Origin of the sequence: Oerskovia sp. USHLN155 (assembly GCF_037145535.1) — a bacterium.
GTDB classification, from domain to species: Bacteria; Actinomycetota; Actinomycetes; order Actinomycetales; family Cellulomonadaceae; genus Oerskovia; species Oerskovia rustica.
In genome coordinates this window covers 267,835-282,288 of the sequence record NZ_JBBCXG010000003.1, presented here as the reverse complement: position 1 = coordinate 282,288, position 14,454 = coordinate 267,835, and the positions used below count along the sequence as shown (strand labels likewise).

The following is a 14,454-nucleotide window of genomic DNA, read 5'->3' as shown; positions in this document are numbered from 1 at the left end:
CCTCGCGACACCCTGACGGTACCCATTCCGGGTATTCAGGACACAGCCGGGCCACGTATCCTGGTGGACGATCCACAGGTCGGGCTGCCGGTGACGCGCCGGCACTCATCCCCCGACACCCATGCTGGCGTGGACCAGCCCAAGGCGGAAGGTCGACCCGTGTCCGACGAACGCACACTGTTCCCCATCACCATGCGCGGATACGACCGCATCATGGTGGAAGGCCAGCTGGCCAAGCTCGAGAAGGACCTCGAGGAGTCCCGACACCGAGCGGAGGCCGCTGACGCACGGGCCGTGCAGCTCACGTCGGACCTCCAGGACGCACAGCGTCAGCTGCGCGAGACGGACCGGCCCTCGTACGCCGGTCTGGGTTCCCGCATCGAGCAGCTCCTCCGCTCGGCCGAGGAGCAGTCGGCCGACATCCTGGCCCAGGCCAACGCGCAGGCCGTCGACATCATGTCGCGCGCCAAGGTCGCGGGCGGGCAGATCCGTTCGCGGGCCGAGAACGAGGTCGCCGAGCTCCTGTCGAACGCCCGCCGCGAGGCCGAGGAGATCCGCTCGACCGCCGCCGCGGAGACCGAGAGCACGCTGGTCGGCGCGCAGCGCCGCGCCGAGGAGTTCGTCGGCTCGGCCGAGCGCGAGGCCGCCCGGATCCAGAGCGCGCTGAACACCGAGGAGAGCGAGCGCCGCTCGAGCCTCGAGCGCGAGCTCGGCACGCTGCGTGCCCAGACCGAGCGCGAGACGACCGAGCTGCGCGTCGCGACCGAGCGCGAGACCGCGGAGCTCCGCGCCCGGGTCTCCGCCGAGACCGCGGCGATGCGTGAGGCCGCCGAGCGCGAGACGACCGAGCTGCGCGAGACGACGCGCCGCGAGGCCGAGCGCCAGGTCGCCGAGGCCAAGCGCGCCGCGTCCGAGGCCGCGAACGCCGTGACGTCGGAGATGGAGGAGCTGCGCGAGAAGGCGCGGACCGCCCTCGCCGAGGCCGAGCTCGACATCGCCCGCCGCCGCGAGGAGGCCGAGCTGGAGAGCGCCGCACGTCACCAGGTCGCCAAGGAGGAGACCGAGAAGCTCGTCACGACCGCCGAGTCGCACGCCTCGGACGCCGAGGCCCGGGTGGTCGCCGCGCTCGAGCAGGCCGAGAAGGTCCGCACCGAGTCCGACGAGTACGTCAAGGAGGTCATCGCGACCGCGCGCCACAACGCGGACCGCGTGGTCGCCGAGGCCCGCGAGTTCGCCGAGCAGACGGTCGGGGACGCCAAGGCGGAGGCCGAGCAGCAGCGCGCTGCCGCTCAGCGCCAGCTCGAGGACCTCACGCGCCAGCACGAGTCGATCAACACGTACCTCGACGAGCTGCGCGGTCTCCTGGGCGACAGCGACGCGGGTGCGGCCAAGGCGAAGGCCGCCGCTCCCGCCGCGATCGCGGGCACTCCCGCCCAGCGCGCTCGTGCGGCCAACCTCATGACCGCCGAGTTCCCGCAGGTCGAGGCCGCGGAGCCCGAGGCCGAGTCGGCACGCACGGCCGACGAGCCCGAGGCTCCGGCCCGGACCAAGGGCTGACGAGATGACGACCGACGGCGACGGCACGGGACGCACTCCCGGGTCGTCGCCGTCGCCGCGTCCGGAGGGGGCCAGCACGCACGGCGGTCCCGCCGGCACGCCGTCCGTCCCCGGCACCGGCCGGCCCGACGACGTCGCCGCCTGGCGTGCCCAGCGCACCGAGGCCGCGGCGCACCAGGCGGCCGAGCTCGAACGTCGCCGCGCGCAGGAGTCCGCCGAGGCGGCGGTCCTGCTGCACGAGTTCGTCGCCGAGGCCGGGCGCCGCGGCATCGCGCCCGTGCCGCTGCAGGCCCGGTCGTACGCGGGCGACGCGACGTACCGGACGCGCACGCTCGGCTGGTACCTGCGCAAGAACCGGACCCTCGCGGTCGGCACGGACGGCGCGTTCTACGTCCTCAGCGTCCCGGGCGGGCTCTCGGCCAGGCTGCGCGGCGCCGTCCTCACGCCCTCGGACCCGCCGCTCGTGCTCGGCAAGGGCGGCCGCGACGGCGAGTCGATCTCGCTCGCCGACGCCATCGCGCTGGTCCTCGAGCGCGGCTGACCCGCGCCGCCGGCGTCACCCCTTGGCGGTCGCCCAGAGGTCTCCGAGCGCGTTCGCGACCGCTGCCGGCTCCTCGACCGCGCTCATGTGGCCGGCAGACTGCACCAGGACGAGCGAGGTGCCGCGTGCGGCCGCGACCATGTGCTCTGCCGCCTCGACGGGCGTCAGGGTGTCCTCCTCGCCCACGACCACGGTGACCGGACCCGCGAAGCGGGCCAGGACCTCGGTGCGGTCCGGGCGGGCGGCCATGGCGCGCTGGGCCCACGCGACGCCGTCGGGCCGCTGGGAACGGATCCACTCCTCGAGGCGGGCCGTCAGCGCGGGGCGCGCGACCTTGCTCGTCGCCCCGAGGAGCGCACCCGGCATGCCGAGCACGGAGTCGACCGTGGCGCTGCTCGTGACGGCGTCGGCGATGCGCAGGCGGTTGGCCCGCGCCTCGTCGGTGTCGGCCGTGGACTTGGTGTCCACGAGGCCCAGGGCGACGGTGAAGTCGGGGTGCCGCTCGGCGGCCGCGAGCGCGACGTAGCCGCCCATCGACATCCCGACGACGACCGCGCGCTCGACCCCCGCGGCACGCGCCGCGGCGACCACGCCGTCCGCCGCGGCCTCGATCGAGGCGGGCTCGGCACCGTGCGGGCTCTGGCCCGCGCCGGGGAGGTCCACCGCGAGGACCGTGGCGCCGTTCGGCAGGGTGGCGGCGACGTCGAGCCACATGCGGTGGTCGAACGGGAAGCCGTGCACGAGCAGCACGGGCAGCCCGTGACCGTGGCGCAGCGTGTGGAGGGCGAGGCTTCGGTCGGTCGTGGTCATGGTTCCTGTCCCGTCGTCGATGGCTGGACGTGCGTGCGGCTCGCGTCGTAGGAGGCCTGGTCGGTGGACTCGGTGTCGGTCCCGGTCTCGGTCGCCGCGTCCCACGTCGTGGGCAGCGGCACGGGGAAGCCGGGCAGGACGTGCGCGACGATCTCGTCGAGCACGCGGCGCACCGACGGCTCCCCGACCCACAGGTGCTTCGCCCCCTCGACCGCGATGACCTCGGCCTGAGGCACGCGCGCGAACCGGCGGCGTGCCTCGTCGGGGCGCAGGTAGTCGTCGAGCTCAGGGACGAGCACCACGAGCGGCTTGCCGAACGCCGCCCAGCGGTCCAGGTCGTCGTCGGTCGCGCGGTGCAGGGGCGGGGAGAGCAGGATCGCGCCCTCGATGCCCGGGTCGGTGCCGTGCTTGAGCGCGATCTCGGTCCCGAACGACCATCCGACGAGCCACCGGTTCGGCAGGTCGTGGAACTCGGCGAGCTCGATCGCGGCGGCGACGTCGAAGCGCTCGGCCTCGCCGCCGTCGAACGCGCCCTCGCTCGTCCCGCGCGGGGACGACGTACCCCGGGTGTTGAAGCGCAGCACCGCGAGGTCAGCGAGCGCGGGCAGGCGCCACGCGGCCTTGCGGTAGACGTGGGAGTCCATGTAGCCGCCGTGCGTGGGCAGCGGGTGCAGCGTGATCAGCGTGCCCGACGGCGCAGCGTGCGCCGGGAGCGCGAGCTCACCCACGAGGGTCAGGCCGTCCGCGGTGTGCAGCTCGACGTCCTCGCGGCGGGCCGGCAGCACCGTGAGCGAACGGATCGGGGCACCGTGCTCGGCGGGCCTGCCCTCGGGGGCCGTGGGCGCCGCCGGGGGCTCCTGCGGTGCGGGCTGCGTCGCGGCAGCAGGGGCCGAGGCCTGGTCTTCGGCCTGGGCGGCGGGCTCGTCGGGGTGGTCGGTCGCGGGGGCGGGACGGTGCGAGTTCATCACGACCGAGCCTAGCCGCCGGTTCCGCCGGGCGACGGCCCGGCGACGTGAGGGGCCATGCCGTGCACGCGTCAGCGCCGGCGTTCGCGGGCGGACCAGCAGCCCGGGTGCCAGTGCCGGCGGTCCTCGAGGGCCGAGGCCGCGCCGAACATCGAGTCGTTCGCCCAGGCCACGACGTGGCTCGTGCCCGCCGGGATGGTCTGCCGGCACCCCGGGCACACATAGGACTTGTCGCCCGAGCGCACCGTGCGAACCGACCACTCGCCGTCAGCCCCCGACTCCGAGCGCAGCCCGCCCAGGGCACGGCCCAGGTCGAGCGGGGCGGGTTCTGCCCCCCAGGGGCGGCGACGGGAGGGACGCTTCGACGGCATCCGTCCATTGTCCCTGCTCGTGTCCCTGCTCGCGGCGTACGAGGCGCCCCTCCCAGCGGCCTCCCAGAGAGTGCCGCTAGAGTTACCTGGCCTGCAACCCGTGCTCGGCGACGTGCTCGCCACCGGTCGTGCGCGGACACCCCCGAACGAAGGATCCCTGTGAAGCTCCGTACCTCCCGCGGCCTCGTCGCGATCGCCCTGGGGACCGCCCTGGTCCTCTCCGGCTGCGCGAGCGGCAACGACGGCGGCGCCAGCCCGTCGCCCTCCGACGCCGCCGCCACCGACATCCCGACGCCCTCCGCAGAGGACATCGCGGCGCTCGAGGCCGTCAAGGTCACCGGGGACGTCGGCGCCGAGCCCACCGTGGAGTTCGAGACGCCGTTCACGGTCTCGGCGGCGACCGCGCGGTCGCTCGACGAGGGCGACGGTGACCCGATCACCAAGGGGCAGCAGATCTCGATGCAGTCCGCGGCCTTCCTGGGGACCGACGGCAGCAAGGCGATGTCGACGTGGGACACGAACAGCCCGGAGCAGCTCGTCCTGGACGACAACCTGTACCCGCAGCTGCTCGACGTCCTCGTCGGCAAGAAGGTCGGGACGCGCTTCCTCTTCGCCGCTCCCATGAACGACGGTTCGGGCACGCTCGTGACCGTCGCCGAGGTCGTCGAGACCAAGGACGTGCCGGACCCGGCCGACGTGCCGACCCGCGCCGAGGGTGAGGCCGTGACACCGGCCGACGGGCTCCCCGTCGTCACGCTCGACGACACGGGCAAGCCGACCGTGACGATCCCCGAGGGGTACACGGCGCCGACCGAGCTCGTCGTCCAGCCCCTCATCAAGGGCACCGGCCCGGAGGTGACCGCCGACCAGACGATCATCGCGAACTACACCGGGTGGAAGCTCGACGGCACGCAGTTCGACTCCTCGTGGGACCGCGGCACGCCCGCCACCTTCCCGCTGAACGGCGTGGTCGCCGGTTGGACGCAGGGGCTCACGGGCCAGACGGTCGGCAGCCAGGTGCTGCTCGTCATCCCGCCGTCGCTCGGCTACGGCGCCTCTGAGGGCCACGAGCTGCAGAACGAGACCCTCGTCTTCGTCGTGGACATCCTCGCGGCGTACTGAGTCTCTTCAGCCTCACCGAAGGGCCGCCTCCCGTTCGCGGGGGGCGGCCTTTCTCGTGTGCTGGACCGTGCCGTCCTGCGCTCGGCCCTCGGCGGGCCGACCCCCAGGTGCAGCACCTAGGCTCTGCCCATGAGCACAGAGCGTGAAGTCATGACGTGGGAGCTGTTCGGCACCGCGTCCAGGCAGCTGGCCGAGCAGGTGGTGGCCGGCGGCTTCCTGCCCGACGTCGTGGTCGCCATCGCCCGCGGCGGCCTCCTGCCCGGTGGCGCCGTGGCGTACGCGCTGGGGACAAAGGGCGTGGGGACGCTCAACGTCGAGTTCTACACGGACATCGGCCAGACCCTCGCCGACCCGCGCGTCCTGCCCCCGCTCATGGACACGTCCGAGCTCCCGGGGTCGAAGGTCCTCGTGGTCGACGACGTCGCGGACTCGGGCCGCACCCTCGCCCTGGTCATGGGCATGCTCGCCGAGCACGGCACAGAGGCCCGCTCTGCGGTGCTCTACACCAAGCCGCGCACGATCATCCAGCCGGACTTCGCCTGGAAGGAGACCGACCTGTGGATCACGTTCCCGTGGTCGGCCGAGCCTCCGGTCGAGGGCGCGATGTCGAGGCCGAACGACTGACGCGCCCCCACGAGCACGACGACGCCCCGTCGCTCCTTCGAGGAGCAGCGGGGCGTCGGTCGTCCGCGGGATGCCGTGCCGGTGCCGGGTCAGCGCGGGCTCACGCGAGCGCGGACCTGACGGGCACGGTCGACGGGATCAGAAGTCCCAGTTCCTGCCTGGCCGGGGTGTCGAGCCCGGAATCCCGCGGATCTCGCCGTGGACGGGAGGCGACGTGCCACCTGCGTGCCACTCGTGATCGGTCGTGTCGATCGCGGCCTGCTCAACGGCCCGACGAACCCCTCCAGGTTACGCCGAGCGCTCCGCGATGACCGCCGCGAGTTCCGTGTCTGGGAACGTGCTGCACGGGCTGTGGGCAAGAGGGTGCGGCCGTTGATGAGAATCGCGTGCTGGGGCCGCCACGGGACGTGGCTGGCGCACCAGTCACCAAGGCGCGTCGTGGGCTCTTCCCTTGACTCCGGCGGTACACCGTCGATCTTGTCTCGGAGCTTCTTGGTCGTACGGAGAACCAGCACGGTAGCCAATCTTCAGACGTTGAACTGCACAGATCCCACTTGACCTGGCGTTTCACCATCAGTGCTTCGGCTGTTGGAGAACCGCTTGAGAATCGGGGCTCGCGGTGCGCTCTCCCCGCCGAGGCGAGGTCGGTACCCCGACTTGTCGCGTCGTCGTCTGTGGGCAGCCCGTTGGCCGTCCGGGCCCATCGAAGGCAGAGGGCGCGACCGCGGTGCTTGGGTTCGGAACCGGTCCGGACCCGCGATGCCCCGCGCTGCCGGATCGCGAGTCCGGCAGATTTCACCCACGATCCATCGACCACGCTGGACTCCCGAGGCATCCCCGAGCAGTACCTTCGAGGCACATTCTCAGGGAGCCACGCATGTCTACGCAGCGTCTCACGATCTTCCTCCTCCGCGAGGTTACCGAGCCCGATGATGCCCTTGCCGAGGATGGCACCACAGGACTCGTCCACAGCGAGCTGACAGCGGGCTCAGGACTCGCCGGCCGGTTCTACTCGAGGAAGAACTTCCCGAGCACTCCATCATGGGCGACGTACGTCGAGCCGGTTGTCGAGGGAGGGCTTCAGGGGGTCCAGTCAGCCTCCGCGTCTGGCCTGCTCGTCCTGAAGGTCGACAACCACATGTTCGCCCTTACGTTTGGCTACGGCCGAACCTTCCTTAACCAAGCGAAGATCGAGCGACGGTTCGGACTGAAGGTCGCCCTCAACCTGATCGACGAACGGCAGATCCGCAGTCTGGACACGAAGAAGTTTGACGAGATGGTCGTGTCGACAAACACGCAGACGAGTCGGACTACGGAGCTCCCAACGTTCGGAGTTGACATACTGCGGGACATCCTCCGCGCAGTCACCGGGAGTGCCCCAGACGGCAGCCGATACAAGTCGGTCAGCGGTGCGGACGCGCTCGTACTCGGCGTCGACACGCCGGTCTCCGATCTACCCGCGCTTCTTCGGGATCTGTACATCCACTACACCGCAACCAAGTACCAGGACGCCTTCGGCTGGGTCGATCAGCTTGCCGAGGTGAGGAACCCGACTCTCGTTGAGGCGCTCGACCAACTGATGGTGGACCAGCTCAAGGTTGGGGTGACCGACTCGACGCATATGGCGATGCCCGAGAACCTCGAGTGGGAGGACATCGAACACTTCGTCATCACGCCCACGAGACGGCAGACTCAGTTCGACGAGCTCGACCTCGATGCCTACATTGCCGTACCCGCGACGAAGTCCGGCGAGCTGACGGTTGACTTGCTCAAGAAACGGAAGGTCTCTGTCAAGTTCATCCGCGGCGAAGACCCCGTCACCAAGTGGAGCGTCTACCAGTGCCTCGTCTCCGAACAGAGGGTGGAGGGAAAGTTGTATGCCCTCGTTGAAGGGCGATGGTTCGAGGTTGCCGACTCTCTAGTCAACCAGGTGGACGCCGCCGTCTCCGCGCTTCCGTCCGCCACGGTCGCCCTCCCACCAGGACGCCCCGGCGAGCCTGAAGGCGACTACAACGCCAGGGCCGCCGCGGCATCTCCCGACCTCACACTGCTCGACAAGAGACTCGTAGCGCCAGATGGGGCGACGACCAAGATCGAGTTCTGCGACCTCATAAGCAAGGACGGCTCGCTCATCCACGTCAAGCGGAAGTCCCGCTCGTCGACCCTCAGCCATCTCTTCGCCCAAGGGCACGTCTCCGCCGAGTCGCTAGTCGACGGACCGCTGCGAGACCAGGTCCGCGCGGCGATCAAGATTTCAGCTGGGAGCGCCGATCCCTCCGCATGGCTCGAACTGATCCCTCCGAACGGCTCAGACCCCGCGCGCGAGAAGGTGACCGTCACCTATGCTGTGATCGCCAATTCCCGCGCGTCCGGGGTTGAGTGGCTGCCATTCTTCAGCCGGCTAACGCTGATGCAGACAGTCCGCGACCTCAACCGACTTGGCTTCACGCGCATCGCGCTCGCACGGATACCTGTCGAACCCGCGCCGGCATCATGATCGCGACTCGGCGACGGCGTGCAGGCGCCCATCAACCGGGAATACGGAAGGCGTGAGCGCGCATAGCATGCCGCCGCCACTGGTTCGCCGACGACGTCCACGCAGTTCAACCGCAATCTACTAGGAAGCGAAGTACTTCTGCGGCGCGCACCGACATCGAGCAGTCGATGACGATCCGTCGGTTGCGTCCGACCTCACCCAAGCGCCAGCCCCCCGAAGTCCGCTCGGAGGTTCTCCACGTCGTCCTGGAATTCAGTCTCCGGTCCGTACTGGTAGCTGACCATCCGTACACTCGTCCCCTCGGTGCGGTTGTAGAAGTATGTGGTGAACTGGGCGCTGCTCGGGGCGACGTGCAGTTGCACGAAGTGCCCGAGGCGCAGCGGCGACTGCGATCCGTGCCGGGCGAGGTAGAGCTCATCGTCGAACATGTGCTCCCCAACAACGAATTCCCGAGCCGCGAAGGGTGTCCGAGTCCCTACTGCGACCTCGGCGGTCTGGACGACGCCGTCACGACGATGTTTGGCGCTGCCTGGGCGGACGAGTAAGAGTTGGGACCAGACATTCCCGAGGAGCCCGCGCAGCTCCCTGAGGTCTGAGACGAGCGAGTCGACCTGAGTCCTTAGCACATGCTCCGAGGTGTACCCCGTGTGGCCGGACCACCGGTTGCGCTTGCCGTTCAGCTCGTTGAACTTCTTGACTACGTCCTTCGAGATCAGCCGCTCGATGCCGGCGCGGCCGAGGTCGGCGAACGCGCGGCGGACACGGGCCACGTCATCGGCGTTGCCGTTCTCGAGCGCGTTGCGCAGGTTCTTCGACGTCTTCTCGACGATGACCACCCAGGTGCCGAACGAGGCCCTCTCTATGCCGAGGTGCTGTTCATGCAGGGTCCGACGGATCACGGCCTCGGTCTCGCTGCTGCTGCCCGGATCGTTGCGGCTCGCGGCGAGCAGGACCGTTGCATGGAAGGTCACGATCGCCTCCCAGGCGTGGAGATAGGCGCGCTGTTGTTCTCCCACCGAATGGGCGGACTCCGCGGTCCACAGCGCCGATGCGATCGGGTACGGCAGCTGGTCGAGCCAGGATGTCAACGAGTCGTCGAAGGCACTAGCGACCTTGCTCACCACCTCGTCAGCGCTCTCGGGCGATGACCAGATGCTCGCTCGTCGAGCGCCGAGGTCGGCCTGGAACGAACTGAGCCGTTCGTCCGCGGACGCGAGGGCCAGCTGGGCATTGAGGTCCGGCACCGGGACGAGTAGTTCGTCGGCCCACCTCATCAATGAGTTGACGTCCGACCGCAATGCCCTGGGGCGGTGGCCGGAGCTGGCGTTGTCGATCGCACGAAGCCGACTGACGACGCCCAGCTCCGAATTGAGCCACGCCGCCATGAAGGGCGGGTAGACCGAGTCGTCGTCGAGCTGCACCGCTAGGACGCGTCCGCCGGCGTTCGTCTCGGACAGGTCAGTGGCGGCTCTGCCAGCCCGGGTCGTCGGGACGAACAACTGGCGTTCGCGTTGTGCGTCAGCCGAATCCGGGACGGCCTCGGGCTCGCGGGCAAGAAGACTGCTCAGACGGCGGCTCGGCCAGCCTTTCGCGGCTATGTCCTGCAGCAACTCGCGCGAGTCGTCGCCAAAGATGCGGCTGGGATCGAGGTCGACGGTCTCGCGTGGCTCCTCGGTCAACGAGACGCCGGAGCCTGAACCATAGCGGGTCTCCAGGAGGCGACCATCGATCGCTGTGTCGTTGTACGTGGTGACGCGCCACGAGAGCTGACGGCCTTCGCTCGTGATGCGCGACAGCCGTGCGTCCCTGCGCGTGAACTGGCGGGTGCTGATGGTGCGGTTGCGCGGGCCTGACTTCTTCGTCCTCAGCCCGGACTCAAGCTCGTGGAACGCCTCGACCGGGATCGACCTGCGGCGGTGCTCTGTGGTGAACATCGTCTGCAAATCGGCGATCGTCGCGTTGCCCTTGCCATCGTCCTCTGCTCTGTTGGAGAAGGTCAGGAGGTACAGAGGAATGGCGGTGTTCGGCGCGAGGCCATCCGGGAGCCGGGTGACCGACTCCAGCAGGCCGGCCTCGACGATCCGCCGCCTGACGTCCGCAGTTGCGCCGGAGGAGCTCAGGGCGCCCGGGTTCACCAATGCCGCGACGCGTCCACCGCCCTGTTCCGCCGGGCGCAGCTTCTCCAGCGCCAGCGAGATGAAGAGCCAGGTGCTGTCGAAGCGCTGCGGGAGGCCGAACCCGAACTCGCCGTTCGACTGCCGCGTTTCCACGGCCGCAGCCGAGCTCCGCCAGTTCATCCCCCAGGGCGCGTCGACGATCACCAGATCGGCGCTGAAGTCCCCGAAGGCGTCGTGCGCCAACGTGTCCGCATGGGCGATCCTGGCGTCGTGGACCGCCTCGAACCGACGAAGGCTCGCGGACACGGCGGCTTCGTTGATGTCCTGGCCGCGGTAGCGGACCTCCACTCCCGAAGACTGCAGCGCTTCAACTAGGAGGAAGCCGGCGAACCCCAGGCCGGCCGCAGGATCCCAGACGCCGACAGTCGTGAGACTCGGATCGAGCCGACTTAGGGCGCCGACTGCAAGAGCCCGCGCCAAGGACACACTCGTCGCGTGCTCCAGGCCAACCGGGCCACGGTTCCTGTCGGAGTACGGCACGGACTCGGAGTCGTCGGGTCCCGCGCCCGTCGTCGTGTCCTGGAGTACCGAGCGAATTGCCGGGTGCGGAGCGCTCTTCGTCGCCATCGCCCTACTCGCCCTACTCGGAGGCACCGGCGTCATCCGAGTCCGTCTCGTCCGTCATTCGCATCCGGCGCGACTGGTACAGGTACTGACCGATGAGCCGGATGAACTCGTCGGCTCGTTCGCTCTCTCCCGTGAGCGCGACTGTGAGCTTTCCGAACGCCCCCTCGTTGAGCACCGCGGCGTCGGTCAGAGTCTCACGGAGGTCTGGCGAGGCCAGGAACTGGTCCACGGCGTTGTGATCGATCTGCTCGGTGATCCGCAGGTCCTCTTCAGCCATGCCTGCGGCGGCGATCACAAAGCCTTCGATCTGCGGGTCGGCGAACTCGGCGCCGAAGAGTGAGTTGATCCGGGCGACCACTTCCGACAGCAGCTCCTGCTGCGGGTCCGGACGCGAGACTCCCGACCCAACCCCCGTGATCCCTTTCAGCTCGGGCGTGTCGAGGTCGCCGGAGAGGCCGATGTCGGCCCTGCCCTGGTCGATCTGGCGGACGCGGCGCAACTCGAGGCCCGCCACGTCGGCGTCTGCCCCCGGCTCGTCGGAGGGAAGCAGCCGCGACAGCTGCCTCAGGAACTCTGCTAGCTTCTCCAGGTCACTGGTGCCGTAGTCGACCACCTGCGACATGAAGTCGTACAAGCGCACGTACGAGCCGCAGTCCTTGCGGAACGTCTGCAGCTCGTCGAGGGTTTGACCGTCCTGCTGTTCCATCGCCTCCGCCCAGCATTGGGCGAACTCGTCGCGAGCGGGGGTCACCGCGGCAGCCAGCGCGGCGTGCGACTGCGTAGGCGCCCACCACGCCTCCGCGTAGCGCTCCACGTCCTCCGGCGTGTAGATCCGCGCCTGGGCCAGCTTGGTCGCGAGCTTGTGCACCAGGTTCGGGTCCGTCGCGGTCTCGACGTGCGCCTCAAGATAGTAGGCCAGGAACGCCTCGCGGATCTCGGCGGGGTCGTTGACGAAGTCGAGCACGAAGGTGCGGTCCTTTACCTCCCCCGAGGGCGCTCGGTAGGTGCGGTTCAGCCGGGACAGTGTCTGGACGGCGTGCACGTCCGGCAGCTTCTTGTCGACGTACATCGCGCACAGCAGTGGCTGGTCGAAGCCGGTCTGGAACTTGTCGGCGACCAGCATCAGCCGGTACTCGGGCCGCCGGAACTCCCGAGCCAGGTCCGAGCCGAGGCCCGGGTTCATCGACGCCTCCGTGACGTCGCTCAGGCCGTATTCGTCGTCGCTGATCTTGTCGGAGAACGCGACGATGGACTGGTAGCCGTAGCCCTTCTGCACAAGGTACTTGTCGACCTCGACCTTGTAGCGGACTGCGGCCTGCCGGGAGCCCGTGACAACCATCGCCTTAGCGTGGCCGTCGAGGAGCTGGGCGACATTGGCGCGGAAATGCTCGACGATGATCTCGACCTTCTGGCCGATGTTCGTCGGGTGCAGGTTCGCGAACCGCATGATCTTGCGGGACGCGACCTTCGGGTCCACCAGGCGGTCGTCGTCGTTCTCCACGATGCCGGTGACGACACCGTCCTCGCCGCGCTGCTCGATCTCGAACGCGGTCTTGTAGGTCTGGTAACCGCGGAGCACGTCGAGGATGAAGCCCTCCTCGATCGCCTGCCGCATCGGATAGACGTCGAACGAGACGGGCAGCCCGGCGTCGTTCTCGCGGCCGAAGAGCGTCTTCGTCTTCGTCTTCGGCGTGGCCGTGAACGCCAGCAGCGACACGTTTCGCGCGCCGGCGCGGGCCGCCGTCTCGGCTGCGATCTTCTCCTCGCGCGCGGCGTCCGCCTCGATCATCTCGTTGACGAGGTCCTGCGCGTCGAGGTCCTCGTCGGTCGCGATCTGGCCGCCCTCGGTGAGGACCTTCTTCAGGTCCGCGGCGGTCTTGCCCGACTGGGAGGTGTGGGCCTCGTCGATGATCACGGCGAAGTTCTTGTCGCCGAGCGTCGTCTCCAGCAGGCCCTTGAGGTACGGAAACGTTTGGATCGTGACGACGATGATGAGAGCGGACCCGGTCAGTGCATCCAGGAGCGCTCGCGACTTCGATCCGCCCGAGCGGCGCACTGCGGCCGAGTCGATGACCGCAACGGTCCCGATGGTGTCGTCGACCTGTTCGACGGCCTGCTGCAACTGCGCGTCCAGGACACGGCGGTCGGAGACGATCAAGACCTTGTCGAAGACCTTCTCGTTGGCCTGGTCGTGGAGCCGAGCGAGTCGGTGCGCGGTCCACGCGATGGTGTTGGTCTTGCCGGAACCAGCCGAGTGCTCGATCAGGTAGCGCCTGCCGGGCTTCTCGTCGGCGATCGTGTCGACGAGCTTCGTCACCGCGCGCCACTGGTGGTACCGCGGGAACATCAGGGTCGTCGAGCGCTTGATCTTGCCGGTGGCGGGGTCCTCGTCGGCCTCGGTCTTGAGGAACATCTGCGAGCCGAAAATGGCCAGCCAGTTGTCGCGCTCCAGGACCCGCTCCCACAGGTACGAGGTGGCAGCGCCGTCAGGATTGTGGGGGTTCCCGGCAGCGCCGGTGTCGTCGTGGCCGCGGTTGAACGGCAGAAAGTAGGTCTTCTCCCCCGCTAGCTTCGTGGTCATGTGGACCTGGTCGTCGTCGACGGCGAAGTGCACCAGGACGCGCGTGCCGAAGCCGAGCAGCGGCTGCCCAGCCGGGTCGCGATCCTTGCGGTACTGGCTGATCGCCGTGCGCCACTCCTGCTTGAAGAACGACTTGAGTTCGATCGTCGCCACCGGCAGGCCGTTGACGAAGAGCACTAGGTCGATCGACCGCGAATCGCCGCGCTTCGCCGAGAAGTGCACCTGCCGGACGACGCGGAGCCGCACCTTCCGGTAGTTCTCGGTGACGTCCTTATTCAGGGTGGTCGCCGGCCTGAACTGGCACATCCGCAGGTGCGCGGTCGCGCCGCGGGTATGCGAGAACTTCCGGCGCAGCACGTTCAACGTGCCGCCGCCGGAGCTCATCGGGGTGTCCAGGCGCGACACGAGGGAGGACAGCAGCGCATCGCGGTCCGCCGCCTCAGCGCCGGTGCCTATGCGGACGACCTTCGCGTACTCGTCCGGCTGGGTCTCGCTCAGCCACCAGTGCACGTCCTCGGGCCAGATCGCGCGCTCGGCATCGTAGCCATCGTCTGTCTCGCTGTACTCCCAGCCGTGCGCCGCGAGGTACTCGGCAATCTCGGTCTCGAACGCCTCCTCGCGGGTGCCGTCGGGTGCCGCCAT

At 69.2% G+C, this 14,454-nt stretch carries 11 protein-coding genes; 5 read left to right on the top strand and 6 right to left on the bottom strand.

All coding sequences use genetic code 11. The features are described 5' to 3' along the window. Positions 1 to 159 precede the first annotated feature (159 nt). Complete coding sequence (locus WFH32_RS06080) at positions 160 to 1,557, top strand: hypothetical protein (protein WP_138823573.1); 1,398 nt, start codon at positions 160 to 162, stop codon at positions 1,555 to 1,557. A gap of 4 nt (positions 1,558 to 1,561) precedes the next feature. Continuing rightward, positions 1,562 to 2,098 (top strand): hypothetical protein, encoded by a 537-nt coding sequence (locus WFH32_RS06075; RefSeq protein ID WP_225227491.1) that lies wholly within the window; start codon positions 1,562 to 1,564, stop codon positions 2,096 to 2,098. A 15-nt stretch (positions 2,099 to 2,113) separates the two neighbouring features. Here WFH32_RS06075 and WFH32_RS06070 read toward each other — a convergent pair whose 3' ends face one another. The 3 genes from WFH32_RS06070 to WFH32_RS06060 all read right to left on the bottom strand — a co-directional run bounded on the left by WFH32_RS06070 (position 2,114) and on the right by WFH32_RS06060 (position 4,244). Beyond that, positions 2,114 to 2,908: an alpha/beta fold hydrolase gene (locus WFH32_RS06070; protein ID WP_336706511.1), complete on the bottom strand. Its 795-nt coding sequence runs from the start codon at positions 2,906 to 2,908 to the stop codon at positions 2,114 to 2,116. Continuing rightward, the gene (locus WFH32_RS06065; RefSeq protein ID WP_336706578.1) at positions 2,905 to 3,708 is read right to left on the bottom strand and encodes an alpha/beta hydrolase; all 804 of its coding nucleotides are present in this window, start codon (positions 3,706 to 3,708) and stop codon (positions 2,905 to 2,907) included. The genes WFH32_RS06070 and WFH32_RS06065 overlap by 4 nt, the downstream gene beginning before the upstream one ends. A 236-nt stretch (positions 3,709 to 3,944) precedes the next feature. Next, complete coding sequence (locus WFH32_RS06060) at positions 3,945 to 4,244, bottom strand: hypothetical protein (RefSeq protein WP_336706509.1); 300 nt, start codon at positions 4,242 to 4,244, stop codon at positions 3,945 to 3,947. A 159-nt stretch (positions 4,245 to 4,403) separates the two neighbouring features. Between WFH32_RS06060 and WFH32_RS06055 the strand changes: the two genes are divergently transcribed. Next, entirely contained in the window at positions 4,404 to 5,366 is a 963-nt protein-coding gene (locus WFH32_RS06055; RefSeq protein WP_336706507.1) for an FKBP-type peptidyl-prolyl cis-trans isomerase, read from the top strand. Positions 5,367 to 5,495: 129 nt separating this feature from the next. Continuing rightward, positions 5,496 to 5,990: a phosphoribosyltransferase gene (locus WFH32_RS06050; protein WP_191794099.1), complete on the top strand. Its 495-nt coding sequence runs from the start codon at positions 5,496 to 5,498 to the stop codon at positions 5,988 to 5,990. A gap of 89 nt (positions 5,991 to 6,079) precedes the next feature. On the opposite strand, the gene WFH32_RS19285 is transcribed toward WFH32_RS06050, so the two are convergent. Beyond that, the gene (locus WFH32_RS19285) at positions 6,080 to 6,505 is read right to left on the bottom strand and encodes a DUF6933 domain-containing protein (protein ID WP_442946309.1); all 426 of its coding nucleotides are present in this window, start codon (positions 6,503 to 6,505) and stop codon (positions 6,080 to 6,082) included. A gap of 362 nt (positions 6,506 to 6,867) precedes the next feature. On the opposite strand from WFH32_RS19285, the gene WFH32_RS06045 reads away from it, so the two are divergent. Beyond that, entirely contained in the window at positions 6,868 to 8,487 is a 1,620-nt protein-coding gene (locus WFH32_RS06045) for a DUF6119 family protein (RefSeq protein WP_336706506.1), read from the top strand. A gap of 194 nt (positions 8,488 to 8,681) precedes the next feature. Here the strand turns inward: WFH32_RS06045 and WFH32_RS06040 are convergent, their stop codons facing one another. Together WFH32_RS06040 and WFH32_RS06035 are read right to left on the bottom strand one after the other, a co-directional pair. After that, entirely contained in the window at positions 8,682 to 11,231 is a 2,550-nt protein-coding gene (locus WFH32_RS06040) for an HsdM family class I SAM-dependent methyltransferase (protein WP_336706505.1), read from the bottom strand. Between the two features lie 13 nt (positions 11,232 to 11,244). After that, positions 11,245 to 14,454, bottom strand: coding sequence for a type I restriction endonuclease subunit R (locus tag WFH32_RS06035; RefSeq protein WP_336706503.1), 3,210 nt, complete (start codon positions 14,452 to 14,454; stop codon positions 11,245 to 11,247).

Excerpts from the sequence above, each read along its gene's own strand:
- WFH32_RS06075 (WP_225227491.1), top strand. The coding sequence starts at position 1,562 with ATGACGACCGACGGCGACGGCACGGGACGCACTCCCGGGTCGTCGCCG.
- WFH32_RS06060 (WP_336706509.1), bottom strand. The coding sequence starts at position 4,244 with ATGCCGTCGAAGCGTCCCTCCCGTCGCCGCCCCTGGGGGGCAGAACCC.
- WFH32_RS06070 (WP_336706511.1), bottom strand. The coding sequence starts at position 2,908 with ATGACCACGACCGACCGAAGCCTCGCCCTCCACACGCTGCGCCACGGT.
- WFH32_RS06045 (WP_336706506.1), top strand. The coding sequence starts at position 6,868 with ATGTCTACGCAGCGTCTCACGATCTTCCTCCTCCGCGAGGTTACCGAG.
- WFH32_RS06050 (WP_191794099.1), top strand. The coding sequence starts at position 5,496 with ATGAGCACAGAGCGTGAAGTCATGACGTGGGAGCTGTTCGGCACCGCG.
- WFH32_RS06035 (WP_336706503.1), bottom strand. The coding sequence starts at position 14,454 with ATGGCGGCACCCGACGGCACCCGCGAGGAGGCGTTCGAGACCGAGATT.
- WFH32_RS06040 (WP_336706505.1), bottom strand. The coding sequence starts at position 11,231 with ATGGCGACGAAGAGCGCTCCGCACCCGGCAATTCGCTCGGTACTCCAG.